At 38.5% G+C, this 18474-nt stretch carries 18 protein-coding genes; 8 read left to right on the top strand and 10 right to left on the bottom strand.

The features are described from left to right. Nucleotides 1-11: 11 nt before the first annotated feature. Nucleotides 12-197, bottom strand: a complete 186-nt coding sequence (locus tag F7734_RS04080; RefSeq protein WP_155743507.1) for a hypothetical protein — start codon at nucleotides 195-197, stop codon at nucleotides 12-14. 137 nt (nucleotides 198-334) lie between these two features. Here F7734_RS04080 and F7734_RS04075 point away from each other — a divergent pair, with 137 nt between their 5' ends. The 3 genes from F7734_RS04075 to F7734_RS65055 all read left to right on the top strand — a co-directional run bounded on the left by F7734_RS04075 (nucleotide 335) and on the right by F7734_RS65055 (nucleotide 1976). Then, nucleotides 335-1183: a GNAT family N-acetyltransferase gene (locus F7734_RS04075; RefSeq protein ID WP_155743506.1), complete on the top strand. Its 849-nt coding sequence runs from the start codon at nucleotides 335-337 to the stop codon at nucleotides 1181-1183. Between the two features lie 165 nt (nucleotides 1184-1348). After that, on the top strand, nucleotides 1349-1840 hold the full coding sequence (locus tag F7734_RS04070; RefSeq protein ID WP_155743505.1) for a hypothetical protein: 492 nt from the start codon (nucleotides 1349-1351) through the stop codon (nucleotides 1838-1840). Nucleotides 1841-1850: 10 nt separating this feature from the next. Next, on the top strand, nucleotides 1851-1976 hold the full coding sequence (locus tag F7734_RS65055) for a hypothetical protein (RefSeq protein WP_279239658.1): 126 nt from the start codon (nucleotides 1851-1853) through the stop codon (nucleotides 1974-1976). Between the two features lie 50 nt (nucleotides 1977-2026). On the opposite strand, the gene F7734_RS04065 is transcribed toward F7734_RS65055, so the two are convergent. The 8 genes from F7734_RS04065 to F7734_RS04030 form a co-directional block, all read right to left on the bottom strand. After that, entirely contained in the window at nucleotides 2027-2329 is a 303-nt protein-coding gene (locus F7734_RS04065) for a hypothetical protein (protein WP_155743504.1), read from the bottom strand. Nucleotides 2330-2366: 37 nt separating this feature from the next. Next, the gene (locus F7734_RS04060; RefSeq protein ID WP_155743503.1) at nucleotides 2367-3338 is read right to left on the bottom strand and encodes a ParM/StbA family protein; all 972 of its coding nucleotides are present in this window, start codon (nucleotides 3336-3338) and stop codon (nucleotides 2367-2369) included. 1138 nt (nucleotides 3339-4476) lie between these two features. Beyond that, nucleotides 4477-4641 (bottom strand): hypothetical protein, encoded by a 165-nt coding sequence (locus tag F7734_RS04055; RefSeq protein ID WP_155743502.1) that lies wholly within the window; start codon nucleotides 4639-4641, stop codon nucleotides 4477-4479. Nucleotides 4642-4800: 159 nt separating this feature from the next. After that, entirely contained in the window at nucleotides 4801-5235 is a 435-nt protein-coding gene (locus F7734_RS04050) for a hypothetical protein (RefSeq protein WP_155743501.1), read from the bottom strand. A 451-nt stretch (nucleotides 5236-5686) separates the two neighbouring features. Further along, nucleotides 5687-7099 carry an RNA-guided endonuclease IscB gene (gene iscB, locus F7734_RS04045; RefSeq protein WP_347566124.1) on the bottom strand — a complete coding sequence of 471 codons (1413 nt, stop codon included), beginning with the start codon at nucleotides 7097-7099 and terminating at the stop codon, nucleotides 5687-5689. A gap of 199 nt (nucleotides 7100-7298) precedes the next feature. Then, a complete protein-coding gene (locus F7734_RS04040; protein ID WP_155743500.1) occupies nucleotides 7299-7571 on the bottom strand; it encodes a hypothetical protein in 273 nt (90 codons plus the stop codon). 86 nt (nucleotides 7572-7657) lie between these two features. After that, the gene (locus tag F7734_RS04035; RefSeq protein ID WP_155743499.1) at nucleotides 7658-8659 is read right to left on the bottom strand and encodes a ParB/RepB/Spo0J family partition protein; all 1002 of its coding nucleotides are present in this window, start codon (nucleotides 8657-8659) and stop codon (nucleotides 7658-7660) included. Continuing rightward, nucleotides 8656-9420 (bottom strand): ParA family protein, encoded by a 765-nt coding sequence (locus tag F7734_RS04030; RefSeq protein ID WP_243146669.1) that lies wholly within the window; start codon nucleotides 9418-9420, stop codon nucleotides 8656-8658. Before F7734_RS04030 ends, F7734_RS04035 begins: the two co-directional genes overlap by 4 nt. A 744-nt stretch (nucleotides 9421-10164) precedes the next feature. Here F7734_RS04030 and F7734_RS04025 point away from each other — a divergent pair. The 5 genes from F7734_RS04025 to F7734_RS04005 all read left to right on the top strand — a co-directional run bounded on the left by F7734_RS04025 (nucleotide 10165) and on the right by F7734_RS04005 (nucleotide 16920). Continuing rightward, the gene (locus F7734_RS04025; protein WP_155743497.1) at nucleotides 10165-10974 is read left to right on the top strand and encodes a TnsA endonuclease N-terminal domain-containing protein; all 810 of its coding nucleotides are present in this window, start codon (nucleotides 10165-10167) and stop codon (nucleotides 10972-10974) included. A 56-nt stretch (nucleotides 10975-11030) separates the two neighbouring features. Then, nucleotides 11031-12590 (top strand): DDE-type integrase/transposase/recombinase, encoded by a 1560-nt coding sequence (locus F7734_RS04020; RefSeq protein ID WP_155743496.1) that lies wholly within the window; start codon nucleotides 11031-11033, stop codon nucleotides 12588-12590. 64 nt (nucleotides 12591-12654) lie between these two features. Continuing rightward, complete coding sequence (locus tag F7734_RS04015) at nucleotides 12655-13428, top strand: Mu transposase C-terminal domain-containing protein (RefSeq protein ID WP_155743495.1); 774 nt, start codon at nucleotides 12655-12657, stop codon at nucleotides 13426-13428. Further along, nucleotides 13415-14992: an ATP-binding protein gene (locus F7734_RS04010; protein WP_155743494.1), complete on the top strand. Its 1578-nt coding sequence runs from the start codon at nucleotides 13415-13417 to the stop codon at nucleotides 14990-14992. Before F7734_RS04015 ends, F7734_RS04010 begins: the two co-directional genes overlap by 14 nt. Continuing rightward, entirely contained in the window at nucleotides 14989-16920 is a 1932-nt protein-coding gene (locus tag F7734_RS04005) for a TnsD family Tn7-like transposition protein (protein WP_155743493.1), read from the top strand. Before F7734_RS04010 ends, F7734_RS04005 begins: the two co-directional genes overlap by 4 nt. A 281-nt stretch (nucleotides 16921-17201) precedes the next feature. Here the strand turns inward: F7734_RS04005 and F7734_RS04000 are convergent, their stop codons facing one another. Beyond that, on the bottom strand, nucleotides 17202-18182 hold the full coding sequence (locus F7734_RS04000; protein ID WP_243146668.1) for a DUF5895 domain-containing protein: 981 nt from the start codon (nucleotides 18180-18182) through the stop codon (nucleotides 17202-17204). Nucleotides 18183-18474 lie beyond the last annotated feature (292 nt).

Genomic DNA, 18474 nt, shown 5'->3' with positions numbered 1-18474 from the left:
AGCGCAAACAATCAATCAGCGCAACCGTAGCGCTGATTGGTTTCTCCTGCGATCGTAATAGCAAAGAGCATGAAAATGTCATAGCCCTTCGATACCAATGGCACTTGAGAGATGCTTTCGGATGTTAAGATATGCCAAAGATTCTCAATAACTTTGCAGTTTTTTGCAGATTGGGAATAACTTCTTATTCTCTCCATTATTTTTCCCCACGGGTTATAAAGTTTTGTAGAGTGCGGATTTCTGTAGATAATAGAGCAAGCGATTACGGAGTACGGCTGTATCGCGTTGTTGATAGTATTTGTGTTGAGTACCGATCGCATGAGGAATGCAAATTATGCAGCTACAGCGATTCGACAGCATCGAGGAATTCTGGCATTGCGCTCAGACTTACTTACTCCAGCATGAGATAGAAAATAATGTTTTACTCAGTATTTGTTATACCTTATTGCACAATCGTGAACGTTATTCAGATAAGCCTTATCTAGCAATTGTCCAGACAAGCGACGAGATTTTAGCTGTTGCCATCCGAACTCCTCCACACAAATTGCTACTATCCAAGACCAAAAACTTGGCAGCCTTGACATTAATTGCTCAAAATTTGCAACATCAAAAGCTACTACCGGGAGTTATGGGATTAGTACCAGAGGTAGAAAGATTCTCGCATACCTGGCAGACGCTGACCGGACAATCCTATCAAAGGTCAGTAGAAACCAAGATTTACCAATTAACAGAGGTGCTAAGAGTTGCCACTGCCAACGGGCATCTTCGCCCCGCAACTGAAGGCGATCGTTCTGTTTTGATAAAGTGGCTGGGTGCATTTCTAGAAGCGATTGGGAAGGAAGTCAATGAACATATTGAACGCGAGGTAGATAATAGGTTGAAACAGCAAAATACTTATTTATGGGAAGATAGCGCTCCCGTTTCACTTGTGTCTTGTAAACAAGTTTTACCAAAGGTGGGTCGGATCAACTTAGTCTATACACCACCAGAGTATCGCCGCAAAGGATATGCTTCTGCTTGTGTGGCAACATTAAGTCAAAAACTACTAGACCGGGGATGCAGTTATTGTTTGCTAATAGCAGACGTTGCAAATTCCACAGCCAACCATATTTATCAAGCAATTGGCTATCGCCCCATCTGCGATTGGCACGAATACTCATTCCTCAAGAAGGAGCAAACATAACATGAAAAGGAAAATTTCACACAGCTTTAACCCAATTGGTAGGGATTCTTAGGTAAAACGGTCGAGTGTAAAGATTGAAGGTTCAGGTTTTAAAGTGTAGAAATACTTGAGGAACAACCTAAATTTTTACTCCGTCGTTGATAACCAAAACTTAGCATTTAAATTATGCTGAATGTCTCTAAAGTGATTGCTTGGACTTTAATAAATTTAATTTTTTACAGTGTCAGTCTATCAACATTCTTAAAACTTGCCTTAGCTGGGGAACCAATTATGGATAGAAACTGCGGCTATCATGTGAGAACACCAGCAGTAGTTCATAAAATACCACCACAAGACCGAGCTAGAATCTTGCTGACATCTCCCTTTGAAGTGAACAATCAAAAATATGCTCTACAACTCCTGAAATTTCCCGACTCTACAGGTGTTTTATGTCTTTGGAAACCGAATGCTCGACTCCCACAAAGATTAGGAGACGTGTCGATTATTCAAGAAAAGGTGATTGAAAAAATTGAAAAAGATGCTTCTCGACCAGCAACTTATATAGTTACAGTCAGAAGCGAGAAAGCTGAAGATATATTAAGAACAATTTATAGATTAAACCTAACTAATCCCAATCAACCAAAGGTGACACCGTTACTTAGAGTGTACAAAAATTAGACGGGTATTTTTGTCTGTAGATGCAGAGTTTATCCTCAGTGGGGATACTGAGTTACGAGTCATTACCAGCCAGAAGTTTAACCTCAGTACAGGTTGGAAAACTGAAACTTCGTCTAAACCTTCTCTATTGCTGTAATATTAGTATTGAAAGCTTTATCGCTCAACAATTTGGTAACCTATAGTCATTCACAACTCCCAATCCAGCGTAAAACCCTCATCAGCATCAACAGATTCAATTTGGGTGTCAATTGGGGTACGAGTTGACTCATCCACAATAGTCTGATTTGGTTCTATGGGGGTTGGATGGGGGTTAACTACAGCAGACTGTACTGGTAATACACCCTGCTTAAACGCAAAGTAGCAATCTACAATAAAGTATAGCGTTTCCAGGTAACTTTTACCCAATCGTTGCGATTCTGCAAAGATACGCTCGCGGTAGCTGTCTTTGATTCGGACTTTTTCTGGGGTTTTATCTTGCTGAGAAACCATAACTATAATTCGTAATTCGTAATCAAGAGTTCATCAATTACACACCATCAGTAAATCCGCTTGCAGAGGAGGAACTAGCAATGGTTTTAGCCATTTGTAAAAGTCCATAGGAATTCGCCTCTACAGGGTTGTCGAGAATTTCAAACCCGTTCTGCACGAGCAGTTTTTTAAATCCAGGCAGCAAGCAACCGCCTCCAATCGCCCAAATGTCATCTCCTTGGTGTTTTGCTTCAAGGGCGAGATTGACTGGTTTTTTCAAATAGCTTTCGTACCAATCCTTCAAACACGCAGTGTATACGTCTTTGATATCGATATCGCGGCTGTACTTGGTATGTCCCATTTCAAGACAAAAGCGAATTTTCGATAAATCGCCAAGCTTCCCACCGTTGAGAGGTTTCATCTTCTTGGCAATCTCACCGATAAGAGCTTCCACTCCTGCGGCGTAGGGGGTATGAACTTCTCTTTTCCCCTGAAAGTAACGAGAATAAAGCGTTGTCCCGTTCCCAAAATCAACGACAGTTAATTTTTTGGGGAGCTTTCGTCCAAAGAGCGCACCCATACCTTCAGGCACGACTTTGAGAACCTCTACCCTGACATCAGAAAGTTTACCAGCAAGCATCGGTTGGTATTCACCATTGAGCACTTTTAGCAAATCATCAGTTAAAGCAATATCGTGCAAACTCACAACCAGCTTTAAGTGCCAAGTCTTGCGATGTGGAAGATGAGCCAACGCACCCAATAAAGTGATAAGGGCGTTGTTGACTTTGTTAGCGTTATTGTCCGTGTTCCGCTCGAAGTAATACCCAGTACGGAAAGCCGACTCCCCTACAGTATAGGCGTTGCCGTTATAGACTACCCGACCTGGTACATCCTCCATGTCTTCTCGTGAAATGTAACTGGGAATTCGCACGACATCAAAACCATCGACCAACAATTTGACGCTGCCATAGCCGTTGTCGAAACCGGCACAAAAAATTTTTTGATTCGCGTGAATGTTTTTAGAAGTCATAGGGGTTATATGGGGTACAAAGCCTCAATGATTATAATATACCCTAAAAAGCACCTATGTATACCCTTTATAGGGGTTAATTTCTAGTAAAAACTGATGGGATACGCTTAGCCCCTATATATACCCCAATATCGCTGAAACTATTGTTGGTGCTAATAAAGAAAATTATTGTTATAGAATTGTAAATTTTTTTCTAAAACAGAGCCATAGTGTTCTAGCAAAAAGCTTTTCCCTCTACTAAGATAATACTGGCAACAGTTAAATTGTAAGCAATAGTAGAGATTATTTAAACGCTCGTGTATCTCCAAGACGAAGGAGCCAGAACTCATAATTGATCGGTTGAGAATTCAAACGCGTAACCGATCGTTGACCACTCTACAGTGCATCATGGGGGACTTAACCCATTACTTATCACCCAGTTGCTTCACTTCAACGGAATTCTGGCGACTGACGTCACGAGTTCTTGTGAAAAAAAGAAAATGGCTGCGTATGCAACCACTTGCTATTATCTAACCGCCAACGTTATTGATTACGCAGCAGTTTTTCTTAGAATCCCAGGTTCCTCCCAAAGCTTCACAATCGCTTTTACCTCCTGAGAGTTTTTGGCAGATACTTCCGTCTCCTCTGACTACATGTTGTGACCTGCAATCATAAATGTCAAAACCTGCAATCAAGATTTTTTCAAACCAGAATTATTTGCAACTGAAATTACGTCTCAACCAGGATTATTTGCTTTTGAACCAGGATTATTTGCAACTGAACCTGCAATCATGCAAACAAACCAGGATTAACTGCAACTAGACTTGTGTTCAGAAACTCATGGAGCTACCGAATAAATTTACTTTGAATTTTTTACCGACTTTCTTGACCACACAACAGGTAGTAGATGGTTGATTCAGTCTAAAAATCGGCAGTAAAATAAAGGGTAGTTTATTTTACTGCTAGTTGCATTTAATTCTGGTCTTTGACGAAATCACTATGTTGACAATTCGGGGGAATTTTTTTGAGTAAGCTGCTAAACTACCGTTTGGTGCGACTTTTGGCTAGTTGCAAATAATCCTGGTTCAAGTAGATGATTGCAGGTTCAGTTGCAAATAATCCTGGTTCATTTGCAGCTAATTCTGGTTTGGTCACTCCCTTAGTTGCAAATAATCCTGGCTGAAAAATGTCTTGATTGCTGGTTTAAGCATTTATAATTGCAGGTCGCAACAACTACACCGCATTGTCCCGCTTCTGAGGAGAACCCAATCACTGTACCGCCGATCGCAACTAATGCAGCAATACCAAGGATTGTGCGAAACATAATTTCTATCTCCTATACAGTTGATTCGCAATTTCTGTGCGTCGGCGTTGGTATAGAACTGGTTTTCAGCACGAGTTATCTGTCAGAAGCGTTGTAGATATGGATTGGTTAAAGAGAGAAAAATAAGGGAAGCTACAGTCTTCTCCCCTTGTTTAATGGCTATTGCGTTACGGAAAGTATTTGTTCATTTTCATAAGGAATTTCATCTATCACTTTGGAGTCATCAACAGGGCTAATTTCCTCCATTTCCGCATACTTTTGTGCCAATTTCTTACGGATTTCCCATGATTTACGGTTGTAAGCCAAAAGTTCCTCCAAACCCATGTTGAACTTAGTTTTTGCGAAAGTTAGCAATTGTTCTGTGGTGTAACGACGTTCTTCAGAAGTTCCGAAACAGATTTCAAACTGAGTTTTGAAAGCTTTCCAGTCGAAATTGTCAGACCCTAATTGTCGTTGCGATTCTTTACCATAGAGGTCACGAATTGAATAGAAAATTGCGTTGTATTTCCGCACATCGAATGACTCAACTTTGAATTGCTCCATTGCAGAATCGTCGATGGTTACAACTTGGGTTTTAGTAGATTTAGCAGCCATAATTTCTCCTATGTGGCTTATTGACTTCATTTATTTGGGGTGTTAACCCCTGTAAAGAAGAAAAATCTCACCCAATAACGAGCGAGATTTCTGAGACGAATGAGTTAATAATTTAGGATTAGTTAATACCACAACAAGCCTCTTGTTTACCTTCGCTTATCTAAACTATAGAAGCTACAAAGTAAGTAAAATCAAGGTTCATTGTCTTAGAAATTTTCTACATCGATACTTGCTTCCTTTGCCTACAAGCTTTCAATCGTTGTGGAAATGCCTCAAGAAACCTTCTATAACAATTGAAAACGGATTCATTGTTGTTATGGAAGATGATTTATGAGTTATAGATAACTGAAAGGAAGTGATGAGATAAATTGTGGGGTGACGACGATTTCGCCTCTAACCAGTACTTGCTGTAAGCAAGTGAGGGAATGGGGTGGATGAGGATCTGCTAATTTCAGATTTTTGTGCATAGTCCAGTTCTCCTTTTTATTGGTTTAACTTTTTTCACATTAACTACTTTGTTTGTCACTCCTGGGTAGTCTTTTAATTTCACTCCTGTCCCAAGATTTTGCATTCCTACCACTTCATATACAGCATTCTCAAACATGACAAAATCTTTGGAGTTGTAACGATATCGAGACTTTTTAATACGTCTTTGACCTTTTGACACTTTACGTTGGCGATACACTCTTAAATTCTCACCATTTTTATTTTTGTTACGAATTCTTCGACCACTACTCAGTTCACTTCCAGATTTTATAGAACCATCTCTACTATCAATATATTTAGCATCATAGAATTGCTCCATTGAACGCTTGTTCCGTCTAATTTGTTCTAGCATCAAAGGTTCTATTCTTTCTTGAGTTGTTCCACCAGCAATTACAAACGCATCATTATGATGGGATTTCTCTATGTTAAAATCTCTCCTGACTCCTTTGGTAATATAGCCATAAGTTGAACTATACTCACCTTCATTCGTTAATCGCCATCGGACTGTTGACATGAAAGTTTCACCTTTGAATGGTTTGAGTTTGGGTTGCCATCCAAATAAAAAACCATTTTTTGTATGATTTTTTGGAGTATGACATTTATCGCAAAGAGTAATGAGGTTTGCTGGTCTATCTGTTCTATCTTCTTTCCAGAATCCAATGTGATGTACCTGCAAGATGGGATTTATAGATTTATTTTTACAGTTGGGATTCTGGCACTTGTGTCCATCTCTATGAAGAATGTATTCTCGAAGATTATCAAAACCATATTGTTCACCTTGTTGATAACCAACTCCTTCAATGGAAGCATCTTTTATTTTTTGAATGTTAAAGCTAGCCACTTCTATTACAATCTTTTTGACAGGGACAATCTCAACAATGCGTTTAATTAATTTATGATGTGTATCTAATTTATGTTGAATGCTAGGAGCCAACCATTTATCTTTTCGTCTACGATTATTAAATCTTGGAGCACGATACCGTTTTCTATTACGGCGTTGACGGCGATATGACAAACGCTCTTTTAAGCACTTGGAAATTCCTTGCAGCATCTCGACTTCACCACCAATTAACTCCTCTTTTTCATTGACTACACTGTAGCCAATATTGGAATATCCAGCATCTATCCCCAAATTTCCAGGTTGAGTATAACCACTGGAACCATAAATTAATTGAATGGCAAAAGGGTCACGACGATAAATTCTTGCTTTACCTTCTTTTAAAAGCAACCGAGCTTTTCGTGGAGAAGTTGGCATTAATGGGCGTTCATGTTTGTTGACAACGTAAACTTTCATGATTTGTATTCCTAATAAATAGGTAATCGTCTTTCGACGTAGTTTTCTTCGCCAATGTTTATCAAGGTTTTGTGCCAACAACACTTTCCCTCTCTCCGCAGGAATGTTTAATCACTGGTCGCAGTGTTTGGAACTAGAAAACGGTTTGCCAAACCTACATCCCAAAGTGCCTATGTATTCTTGATAAACGTAGTAACTCTGGCTTAACGAGTTACTAAGGCTAATGACGTACCTCTAATTTCTTAGAAGTCCACACTTCCGCAAGCGGAAGTGTGTGGAGTCGTCACAGATAGTAGTGGGTTCCTAGCAAACCTTCATATTCCCAAGTATCTGGATATCCTTTTTCTTCATTACCTTCGATATGTTTGCCAAAATAGTAAGCGATATGGTTACTGTTCCAGTACCAGCTACCATCTGTTCGGCGACAAATTTTGGTTTCTAACCATTGGCTGGTGCGGACTACCAATCCTCCATCGACGAATTGAATAGCTGGTTTAAAGGTATTTCCAGATGCGTTGGATATCCAGACGCCGCAAACTTGAAAGTGAAATTTCATATTGGCAGTTTCTCTATTTATAATTTCTCCAGTTGCGGCGTTAGCCAGAGTCTATCTCCTTTCCAATACTTACATTTTTCAGGCGTTTACTCTTCTTCCAGTTGCATCTCTAGAGCGTTATCTTCAACTAGACTCTCACCCTCGAAAGAGATTTTTGTCCCCGCTAAAAGTTTTTCTATTTGGGTAAGAGCTTTCACTAATTCTTTGAGTTCTCTAGGTTTATCCCAAATATTGCTATCTTTAACAGCTTTGTTTAATCGACTTAATCTACTGCTAACTTCTTTTTTAGACGGTAGAGGTTTTTCTTTTTTCTTTGGCTCATCTAGTAGAGCGTTTTCTACCAACTCCTTAATTTTAGACAAAGACAGTTTTTCACCAATTGCTTGTTTTAATACTTCAGCCCGTTTCTCATCATTTTTGATTTTAGATATTGCCAGAGCTTTAGTATATTCCAGTTCTCCCCTTGACAAGACTTCCTTGATATCGTCCTTAAGCTTGAGTACGGGAAGTCGATTGGACACGAACGACTGCCAGGTTATTTTTCCTAATTTAGAAAATAACTCTTGTACGGTAAGGCTTTCGGAACTCCCCATAACGTTATGGGGTACTTTGCCCTTTTCTTCGTCTTGCATTCTGTAAAGAATAGAAACAACTTCTTCAGTTTCATAATCTAACAAGAGAGCAAGTAGTTCCAAGATGGCAGTCGTTTCCTCATAAACGTTAAGGTCTTCTCTCTGAAGGTTTTCGACTAAACGAATGCGGTTGGCTGCGGTGTCGTCACATTCAATGATGTTGACGGCTATATTTTCTAGTTTCGCAATTTGACAAGCCCTGAGACGCCGTTCGCCTGCTATGAGTTCGTAAGTGTTATCTCCAATAGGTCTAACAACTATTGGTTCTAGCAGTCCTACTTCCTTAATACTATTAGCAAGGGATTCAAGTTTTTCAGTGTCAAAGTAGCGCCGGGGTTGGGATTCTGGAAGAACGATCTGTTCGATGGGTAAGGTAGCCTGTGGTGTGGGGTTGGCTTCGGTTTGCCCGAATAAATCATCCAAACCGGACATTCTTTCTATTGTGCGATCGCTCATAATTTAGAGATATGATTTGCTATTTCTTGGAGGATTTTGACTGCAGGGTGACTTTTTTTGTAAAGTGCAAGTGGTACGTGTGCTTGGGTGGCATCTGGGAAGGCAGTCGATTTGGGAATGGGGGTAGTAATATGTATTCGTCCTTGCACTTGTTTTTTTACCTCCTCCAGGATACCCGTGTCTTGTAAATTTCGCCCATCATACATTGTTGGAACGATACAGGCAATCTCTAATTTTTGATGCCCTCCTTTTTTGATTCGGGCAATTGTTCCTAGTAAGTCGCTTGTACCGAGGTAACACTTATATTGTGTTTGCAAAGGTATTATGACATGGGTCGCTGCCATGAGGCTCATAACGCTTAGTAAGCCTAAAGAGGGGGGACAGTCGATAAGAATATAGTCAAATTGGTCTAGTATGTCGTCGAGTACAAGTTTTAGTCGCATTCGGTTATCGACTGTCATGTCTTGCATTATCTCTCGTTCGGTACCAGCTAAGTCTTTATTGGTAGGAATTATATGCATCCCATGAATTGAGTTATCCCATATGTGTAGGGGCGCACGCTCGGTAATAGCACCATAAATATTTTGCTCATGAGTGAGTTTTTCTCTGCCGAGTCCCATGAAGGCTGTGAGCGATGCTTGCGGGTCCATATCCACAAGGAGTACCCGATGTTTTTGGCTAAGGTGGTAGCCCAAGTTGTGAGTTATACTTGTTTTTCCCACTCCGCCTGACTGATTGACAGTAGCGATTATTTTGGTCATATCAATGTACATGGGTAATGTAGTTCTTAAGTAGGTAATGTAGTTCTTAAGTAGGTAATGTGGATCTATTGTAGGTAATGTAGTTCTTAAGTAACTGTCATAAGCTCTGAAAACCGTTAAGGCATGGGAGTATTATAATCTCGGAGTGTAGCTTCATTACACAAGCGTGTTATTACCAATTCCTATAATGTTTGATAAATTTCCCCAAAAGATAGGCATTTTTGACGTTTATATTCGTTACAAACAGGATAGTCTAGTTACCAAATGTTATGAATTTTAGCTTCGGAGAATAAATTTTTCTTGAGTTTATTAGTGGTGACTATTAGAATCTGATTATTTTATTGTAAATTAGAAATTAGCAAGCATTGCTCAAAGCAGAATAATTAGCTCACATTTCTTACAAGTTAAGCGACTGTATTCACCGGAATCTTTACTGAGAATACATTTTGAGCATTTTTGGTGAGTCAGATTTTGGTGAGCGTGTGAAACGCAGAAATCTAAGTTTTACAAAACGTTGAGAAACGTTGTGATAAATCCGGGTTAGCTTTTAGGTGTTGAATTCCCAAAAAAATGTGAGGAATGTCAGTTTTTGTTTTTCCAGGATACATGAGTGTGATTTGGAAAAACACCGGAAAATAAAGTTTGATAAAAAGAGCTTCTATGTGCTCAAGTTAAATATTTAATAGTTCAGCTATTTCTGTCAACTGACAATTTCAGATCTAGTTCTGTAGAGAGGCAAATATAATGGCTCACAGTACTCACTCGACAACTTCTTCAGTTATAGAAAAACGTCTAAAACAAGGTAGAGGTCAAGGGCGTGGTGCCGACTATAAACCGTGGCTGACGATTCAAGATGTCAGTTCGATTGGTTTAAGCAAAAGGATCTTGGGAATCACAACGCGGAGAAGACATGAGTTTTTCAGTCAAATCGAAAGCAATTATTTTTATATCTTAGATTGGGCAAAAAATGTCACGGATATAAGAGAACAATACCCAATGCTGCCATTATCAGAAACTTTAGAAATTGCGGCAAATATTGGTGTGGCTCACCCAATCTTACCAAAAACTAAAGAACCGATTGTGATGACTACGGACTTTTACATAGAAGTTCAACAAAATCTGGGTGTTTGCTATCAAGCTCGCACAGTTAAACCGGAAAATCAACTGGATGATAAACGAACCATAGAGAAGTTAGAGATCGAACGTCAATATTGGGAGCGAAGAAATATTAGCTGGGGGATTGTAACTGAACATGATATTCCTCTAGAAGTAGTGAAAAATCTTAAATGGATACGTGTTGGCGTTGATTGGGATGCACTCGGATTGTCAAAAGACTCAGTCAAACAAGCCAAAAAACTTTTAAGTCAATATTTGACTCAAAGTCAGGACACATTAACTGACATTTGTTCGAGGTGTGATGTCGAACATGGTTTGAAAACAGGTGGCAGCTTAGCAATTGTTAGAAATATGTTGCAAACACGAGAATTAATAGTTGATTTACATCAACCAATTCACTCTAGAAAAAAACTTATAATTATTAAAACTCAATTTTAACAACCATAGGTTGCTCAATATAACTAGACTTGCCGAGCGCAACTGAGGTGATTTGTATGCTATCAGTTAACCAAATAATTTGTTGGCACAATGATAATAAACTAGACAGAGTTATTTATATTGATTGGCTAAATTGTTATATAGTAACTATCGATATTAATAATTCTAAGGCTCAACCAATTATTCACAGATATCAAGAAATAGAGTCAGCAATAGATGGCGAGCAAGCTAGCTTATTAAACTCAGACCCTTACGCGAAATATTTGATGACTGATAGCGAACTGTCTACTATTCAATGTCAGTATAGAGACAATGCTTGGAAGGCGGTTTCTTTAATTATTAATTATGGTTCATCAATCTTTGAGCCACATGAACGAAGTCGAGTCATTAAGGAAGTGTCAGAACTTTGCGGGCGTTCAGAACCAACTATCCGTAAAGATTTACGAAGATATTGGCAAGGAGGACAAATTAAAAATGCTCTGATTCCTAGATTTGATAGTCGTCGAGGTCAAGAACTGTCAAATCCTATTTCTTCATATTTGCCTCAGATTTTAAACTCTCTTTATAAATATGCTTTCTCAATATTAATCTCTCTAAAAGAAAATATCTTTTGGAGTAACGAGAATTTCCAAGAATTTGCTTTGGCGTACAAAATATTGACCATTAGTCATCATCCTAAACGAGGTCGTCCGAGTTCCCTTTCATATGCAGTAGGGAAAAAGCTAGGGATTAATATTACGATTGAAATCCGAGAAAAGTTTCGGAAAGGGATCAAACTATTTTATGAAAATAGACAAAAAATGCCTCTAACAAAAGCTTATCAAAAAACTCTGGAAAAGTTCTTTAATAAAGGTTATAAATTATCAGATGGCATTTTAGTTCCTAATTTACCATTAGCAGAAGAACTCCCAAGTTTCGACCAGTTTAAATATTGGTATGAAAAAGATTATGACATTAATAAAAAACTGATAGCGCGTGAAGGTCAGATAAAATACAATCTTGTCCACAGGGCAGTTTTAGGTAATTCAACCCAAATGGCTTTTGGACCTGGTGCTTTATTTCAAATAGATTGCACAATTGCGGATTTATATTTAGTCAGTAAAATCAATCGAAACTGGATTATTGGTAGACCAACTCTTTACTTGGTTATTGATGTTTTTAGCAGACTGATTGTTGGATTTGCGGTAACTTTAGAACCACCGAGCTGGCTGGGGGCAATGTTAGCTTTGGAGAATACAATAACAGATAAAGTTGAGTTTTGTAAAAATTGGGGGATTGAAATTACAGAATACGAATGGCCAAGTCATCATTTGCCAGCAGAGATTATTGCAGATAGAGGTGAGTTCAAAAGTTATAAAGCAAATAATCTTTCAGATTCGTTAGGTATAGAAATCAATAATACTCCTCCATATAGAGCAGATTTTAAAGGCATTATTGAACGAAGTTTTCGCTATTTTAATGATGAGATAATCCACTGGCTGCCTGGTTCTGTCAAGCATTTACCCTCAAGAGGCGAGAGAGATTACCGTCTAGATGGAGTTTTAACGACTGATGCGTTTAGAAAATTAATGATTCTTTTTATCCTTGACCATAATAATGAAAATCTTTTGATTTAGTTATTAAGTTTAGTTTCAAGACCAGTTCTAACAATGATAGTAAGATTTTTTGAGGAGAAATAGTATGGCTTCATATCCAATAAATGAATTCATGATTGAAGATGAACTTGAGCTTTATCCAGTCAATATATGGCATTGGGGAGTAAAAAATAACTACCAATGTTTTCTTCATTGGCAAGACTCACAAATCATCCGAATGAATCTTTTACCAACAGAAACAGCTTTTGTTACTCGTGACTGTATCTCTTTTAAAAAGCTACATTATACCTGTGACTTAGCGGTACGGGAACAATGGTTTGTTGAAGCCAAAAATCGAGGCGGTTGGAAGATTACTGTTGCTTATGACCCAAGAGTAGTTGATAACATCTACATCCGTTTGTATCCAGGTAAAAAAATGGCCGAGTGCTACTTGCTAGATATTGACCACAAGTTTTTAGGATGCGAATGGACAGAGGTTTGTGACTATTACAGACGAATGAACGAGAAAAAACAAGCTCTCAGAACGCGCAAAATTCAGTCGCGAGCAAAACTCAATGCTACTGCTCAAGAAATTCTAAAACTTGAAACATCCCAGACAGAAAAAGTCAGTAATGGTCATAGTAAACGTTCAAGACTTAACGATATGCGTTTACACCGCTCTGCTGAACGTACTGTTGAAAGGAAAGAACAAGCTTGGGACTTAACGCAAAGCTCGGCTGATTCGCAATCAACACTTCATATCCCTTATGAGGTAGTTGTTCAACCACTTTCTTTAGATGATGGTTATGTAGCGCCCCATCAAGCCACTGAAAAATTACGGAAATCTCGTCAAATAAAACTAAACAATGACACCCAGTAAAAAGCAACAAGATAAACGCATCTTAGTTTTTAGAGGTGAGAAAGTAGAAGCATCTTATCACGAAGAAATATCTATTTATAGTGGGAATCCGTGTATTGAGGCATTACCTTTAATTAAAACAGAAGATGAAGTGATAGATAGTTTAGAATTTTATCCACCCTTTAATGAAAAAGAACGGAATTTCCCATCCCATCTGCGTTTACATCTGACCCAGGTTGTACTGGATATATTTGTCCCTATGAACTTTCATCTTGATTTAGAACAGCGTTTTTCCCGCATGATTCGCATAGGATATAAAGCTCGTAATCCAGTTAATAAGATGTTTTGGCAAGATGTTAAAGGGAAAGTAGAAACGATGCGGTCTGCAAAAAAAACTAGTTTCGGTCAGCGTTCTCTTGCTACAGGTTTTACGATACTGGGCATCAGCGGGGTTGGTAAGTCTACCGCCGTTCAGGAGATTTTAAATCTTTATCCACAAGTGATTTATCATAATCGTTATGGCGGTCAAAATTTGACATTAACACAACTAGTCTGGCTGATATTAGAATGTCCTGCTGATGGTTCAATCAAGGGGTTATGCCTCAATTTTTTTCAAGCCTTAGATGATATTTTATCAACTAATTATTATGAAAAATACGCCGGAAATGGTCGGAGGACAGTCAATGAAATGATGCCTTATATGGCTTTAGCCGCCTCCAATATTCATCTAGGTGTCCTTGTAATTGACGAGATTCAAAGACTCACAAAGTTAAATATTGGAGGCTATGAAAAAATGCTAGATTTTTTCGGTCAGTTAATTAATACAATTGGTATACCAGTTGTTTTGGTAGGGACTTATAAGGCTTGGTCAATTTTAGGGAGTGAATTTCGCCAAATTCGTCGTGGTACAGGACAAGGAGATTTTGTTTGGGACAGAATGCAACCTGAGGACGAAGATTGGCAATTATTGGTTGAAGCGCTTTGGGCTTACCAGTATGTCCAACATCCTTGTAAATTAACTAAAGAATTAAGTAATGCTCTTTACTACGAATGTCAAGGAATTACGCATTTCGCTATTATATTATTTATGCTGGCGCAAGTGAGGGCAATTACCACTGGTGTAGAAAAAATTACGGTAGGTATTATTAAATCAGTTGCCAAAGACTGCTTACGCACGGCCAGAAAAATTTTAAATGCTCTCAAGTCCGGCAATCTGGAAGATTTGAAAAATTGTGAGGATGTACTAGCAATCGATCTAGAAAAATTTATCTGTGAAGAACAAGATAAACTTCTAGATGAAAATGTAGAAAACCAAGAAATAAAAGAAGCTCCATCTCAAATCCCCAATTTTGATATTAAGCAATCGATTACTGACGAGCCAAATATTTCTAATTCTTCAAATATTAAGAATCGAAAAAAATCTCAATCTGAATTTAAAACCCTGACAGAAAAAGGTGGTTTATTAGAAATACTAGATAAAGCTCAAACTCGCGGGATTTCAGGTTATCAAGCTTTTAAAGAAGCTGGTTATATTTTGGCTGCAACTGAACATTTGGATGAAGTGGACGAGGTAACGGAAGTATGATTATCTTTTTTCCAGACCCCTACCCAGACGAACTGCTTTACAGTGTTTGTGCCAGATACACAGATATAGCTGCATACCCTGGTAGTAGCTCTGCAAATCAAGAACTATTTGGCAGCAGAAGTAAAGTTGCTAGTGTTGACCTACCAATAAATCTTGGTTACTTAGTAGCTAACTTACCTGCAGGACATCAATATACAGAAGACCAGATAATTGATGAAAATACACTACTACCTTTTTATACTCCATTTTGTCCAGCAGAGCGAATTAGCTCTGCGCGGATTGATATGAAATATTCTCACAGTCCCCAAATTTACGGGCGTTTGGGTATTTTCAGTCAGCATCTACCTCAATGGCTACAGTTTTGTCCTCTTTGTGTAGAAAGTGATAGACAAAAATTTGGTGAGCCTTACTGGCATCGTTTACATCAAGTACCAGGTGTAAAAGTTTGCCCTATTCATAATGTTTTTCTAGAACAAAGTACAGCATCAGTACGTAAAGAACGCCAGTGTTGGGAGTTTATCAGTGCCTCGAGGGTAATTAAAACAACTCAGCCACGTCTACTTAAACAACAAGAACCATCTCATCAAAAATTCCTAAAAATTGCTGGTGATATAGCTTGGTTATTGTCGCAACGAAACCTCATATTCTCAAAAAATGAATTCCGTAATCGTTACCTTCACTTGTTAGCTAAACAGGGATTTGCTACTTATAAAGGATATGTTTATTTCCCTGTACTCATGGATGCTTTTACCAATTTTTATTCAACACAAATTTTACAAGACATCAACTGTAATTTGAACTCAAATAGCTATAATAACTGGCTTATGAACATTATTCGCTCGCCTTTAAGTAAAGCGCAAAATCCCTTACATCATTTACTACTTATACAGTTTTTAGGCTATAATGCCTCTGATTTTTTCCAATTACCGAGTGAGTTTTATCTTTTTGGAAAAGGTCCCTGGCTCTGCTTAAATCGTGCTAGTGACCACTATCAACAGCCTGTAGTTCAAAAGTGTCATATCAAGTATTTTAGTGGGCGAAAACCTGTAGCAACTTTTTCGTGTACGTGTGGTTTTGTATATTCTCGTCGTGGTCCTGATGAAAGTGATGAGGATAAGTATAAAATTGGTCGCCTTATCTCTTATGGACACGTATGGCTAGAGCGTCTTACAAAACTCTGGCTAGATCCAACAATTAGTATTCTTAAAATTGCACGCGAGTTAGGAGTAATTTATCAAACTGTAAAGTTCCACGCCCTAGCGTTGGGTTTACCATTTCCCAGGTCTGAATTGAATTTAAAACTTTTTCAATCTTCACAGCAACTAAATGATTATAATATGAATCAAAGGCTAACTAAATCCACAACTAAAGAGAACCATCGTCTTCATTGGTTAGAAGCAATAGAGAAGTATCCAGAAGCTAGCCGAACTATATTACAAGATAAATTTTTTGTTTTATATCGGTGGTTGCAAGCTAATGATAGTGAATGGCTTAATGCTCACTTACCACCAACGCAACGTTTTTTTAAACATAAGGGAGTAGCGCGAGTTGATTGGTCAAATCGCGATATTGAGCTAGAAATTGCAGTTCGCTCTTCCGCATCGTGTTTAAAAAATTCGACTGGTAGACCGATATGGCTCACAAAAACAGCCATTACTAAAAAAATTGGTATTAGAAAGCTATTGAGCGATCATCAAGACAAACTACCACTGACAGTAAAAGCTTTAGATGAACTAGTCGAAACTCAGCCAGAATATGCTGTACGTCGTCTTTGGTGGGCAACTAATTGTTTTCTAGAAGAAAATATATGTCCAACAAGAGTGCAGTTGCTGCTACGCGCTTCCCTAAAACCTGCTACTGTCGCTCTACCTCTGGTTAAAGCTGAAATCGATAAAGCTTTAGACCTATTCTCACGTGTTAACACTTAATCTCATGTTTAGGCTATCACTCTTACAAAATTAGTATTTATCAACCCGTTTCTAGAACAGATTTACTGTGTGACAGTTAAAAACCCAATTCCTTGTGCTTTCAAATACTTGTATTGAAAAAGGACTCGCTCTTTTAGAAACTTAAATAACTTTACAAAATAACGGTGACGATAGAGTAAAGGTTTCAAGTATTTCCAGTTAAGAACCTAATTCCCCGCGTACAGCTGTAGATTCGGAAATTAATGCTGAAAACTGATATTCTATCCGTGTTTGCTAATTTGTTACTTTTTTGTAGGCAATGTGATTGTAAGTGACGGAAAATCAAGCATTTTTAGTCCCTGTTTCCGTTTTCGTCCATATCTCGGCTTAACCTCGTGTTCGGCAATGACTGTTGAGGTTTTGCCAATGCGGTGTGAGAACTCTGGATTTGCCAGCATAGTTGTTTGGAATTCGGCTTCTTTGTTTTCTGAAAAGAACTCAAGAAAGTCACTGCCGTCGGGGTTAGGCGTTTTGTAGTTAGAGACAACTGCTACCCAAGATTTATCCTTTTGGTTAACTGCTTCTTTAGGCTCAAGGGATGGAGTAAAGGTAGGTTGGAATACACCTAAGCGATGAAACTCTGGGCATTTTTCGGCTACAGTTGTACCAGTAAACCGGGCGAATGCAACCTCAAGTTCGCGTTGGAATTGCTTGTAAGCCTCGCCAAATCTTGATGATGCAACACCTTTAATTGACAGAACAATTGGTACTGAGTGCAAGTTCTCGTTGTTTTCATCGACAAGTTGTAACAAGTAAAACCGTCTTAATACTGCTGTATCCTTACCAAGTGCTTGGTACATTTCATACCCATCAGGCGATTCATACACCCCAACAATTTTGCCGTCATCACGCTGTTCGATATATCTGGGAGAGACATCAAGAATGTGCATTCTGGGCGATCGCAACAAGACTCCCATCTCTGGTAAACCACTGGAGAAGGTATGCTTGTGTTCAGGGTAAGGTCCAAGCCAGTTGATGGTTGCTAAATGCTTCTCCTTAATGAATAGTCCGACTTTTTCTGGTTCCATGTGATTAATCACTTGGCAGATGCAGATGTTGCTAATTGGCGCGTTATACTCAGGATTTGCAAACTTAGAAATGTTAGATTTACGTTTTAGAATGTCATCTTTATTTTCGTTGGTTTCATTAGCTTGAGGAGTTTCTGAGGCTACTGTTGTGGTATCTTCAGTAGTAGAGATAGGCTTTGTTTGATTTCTTGCCATAATTTTAATTAATTAAAATCAATATGAGTATGCGTAGCAACAAAGCTGTGGTTAAAAATTAAAGTCGTCTGTTAGAAGACGACTTTTAAGATTTATTGAGTTGTTGGCTATTTATGTAAAAGGTTATGGATTGGCGTCCCTGTCTTACCTAATCTCTTCTTCTATGGGCGAGAGTTTACAATAATGTCATCACAAAGATGGCGGTCGCTGTTCTTCTCATCAAGGATGGCTGGATAGTTACCTGATGGGGCAGGGTGAACGCATCTAAAAATCAAAGCAGGGGAGGCAGGGG

The organism is Scytonema sp. UIC 10036 (assembly GCF_009725235.1).
Note: the sequence above shows the minus strand (reverse complement) of the source record. Positions and strands in the feature narration are given on the sequence as shown.

Coding starts and splice junctions, on each gene's coding strand:
- F7734_RS04080 (WP_155743507.1), bottom strand. CDS start 197: ATGGAGAGAATAAGAAGTTATTCCCAATCTGCAAAAAACTGCAAAGTT.
- F7734_RS04075 (WP_155743506.1), top strand. CDS start 335: ATGCAGCTACAGCGATTCGACAGCATCGAGGAATTCTGGCATTGCGCT.
- F7734_RS04070 (WP_155743505.1), top strand. CDS start 1,349: ATGCTGAATGTCTCTAAAGTGATTGCTTGGACTTTAATAAATTTAATT.
- F7734_RS04065 (WP_155743504.1), bottom strand. CDS start 2,329: ATGGTTTCTCAGCAAGATAAAACCCCAGAAAAAGTCCGAATCAAAGAC.
- F7734_RS04060 (WP_155743503.1), bottom strand. CDS start 3,338: ATGACTTCTAAAAACATTCACGCGAATCAAAAAATTTTTTGTGCCGGT.
- F7734_RS04055 (WP_155743502.1), bottom strand. CDS start 4,641: ATGTTTCGCACAATCCTTGGTATTGCTGCATTAGTTGCGATCGGCGGT.
- F7734_RS04050 (WP_155743501.1), bottom strand. CDS start 5,235: ATGGCTGCTAAATCTACTAAAACCCAAGTTGTAACCATCGACGATTCT.
- F7734_RS04040 (WP_155743500.1), bottom strand. CDS start 7,571: ATGAAATTTCACTTTCAAGTTTGCGGCGTCTGGATATCCAACGCATCT.
- F7734_RS04035 (WP_155743499.1), bottom strand. CDS start 8,659: ATGAGCGATCGCACAATAGAAAGAATGTCCGGTTTGGATGATTTATTC.
- F7734_RS04030 (WP_243146669.1), bottom strand. CDS start 9,420: ATGACCAAAATAATCGCTACTGTCAATCAGTCAGGCGGAGTGGGAAAA.
- F7734_RS04025 (WP_155743497.1), top strand. CDS start 10,165: ATGGCTCACAGTACTCACTCGACAACTTCTTCAGTTATAGAAAAACGT.
- F7734_RS04020 (WP_155743496.1), top strand. CDS start 11,031: ATGCTATCAGTTAACCAAATAATTTGTTGGCACAATGATAATAAACTA.
- F7734_RS04015 (WP_155743495.1), top strand. CDS start 12,655: ATGGCTTCATATCCAATAAATGAATTCATGATTGAAGATGAACTTGAG.
- F7734_RS04010 (WP_155743494.1), top strand. CDS start 13,415: ATGACACCCAGTAAAAAGCAACAAGATAAACGCATCTTAGTTTTTAGA.
- F7734_RS04005 (WP_155743493.1), top strand. CDS start 14,989: ATGATTATCTTTTTTCCAGACCCCTACCCAGACGAACTGCTTTACAGT.
- F7734_RS04000 (WP_243146668.1), bottom strand. CDS start 18,182: ATGGCAAGAAATCAAACAAAGCCTATCTCTACTACTGAAGATACCACA.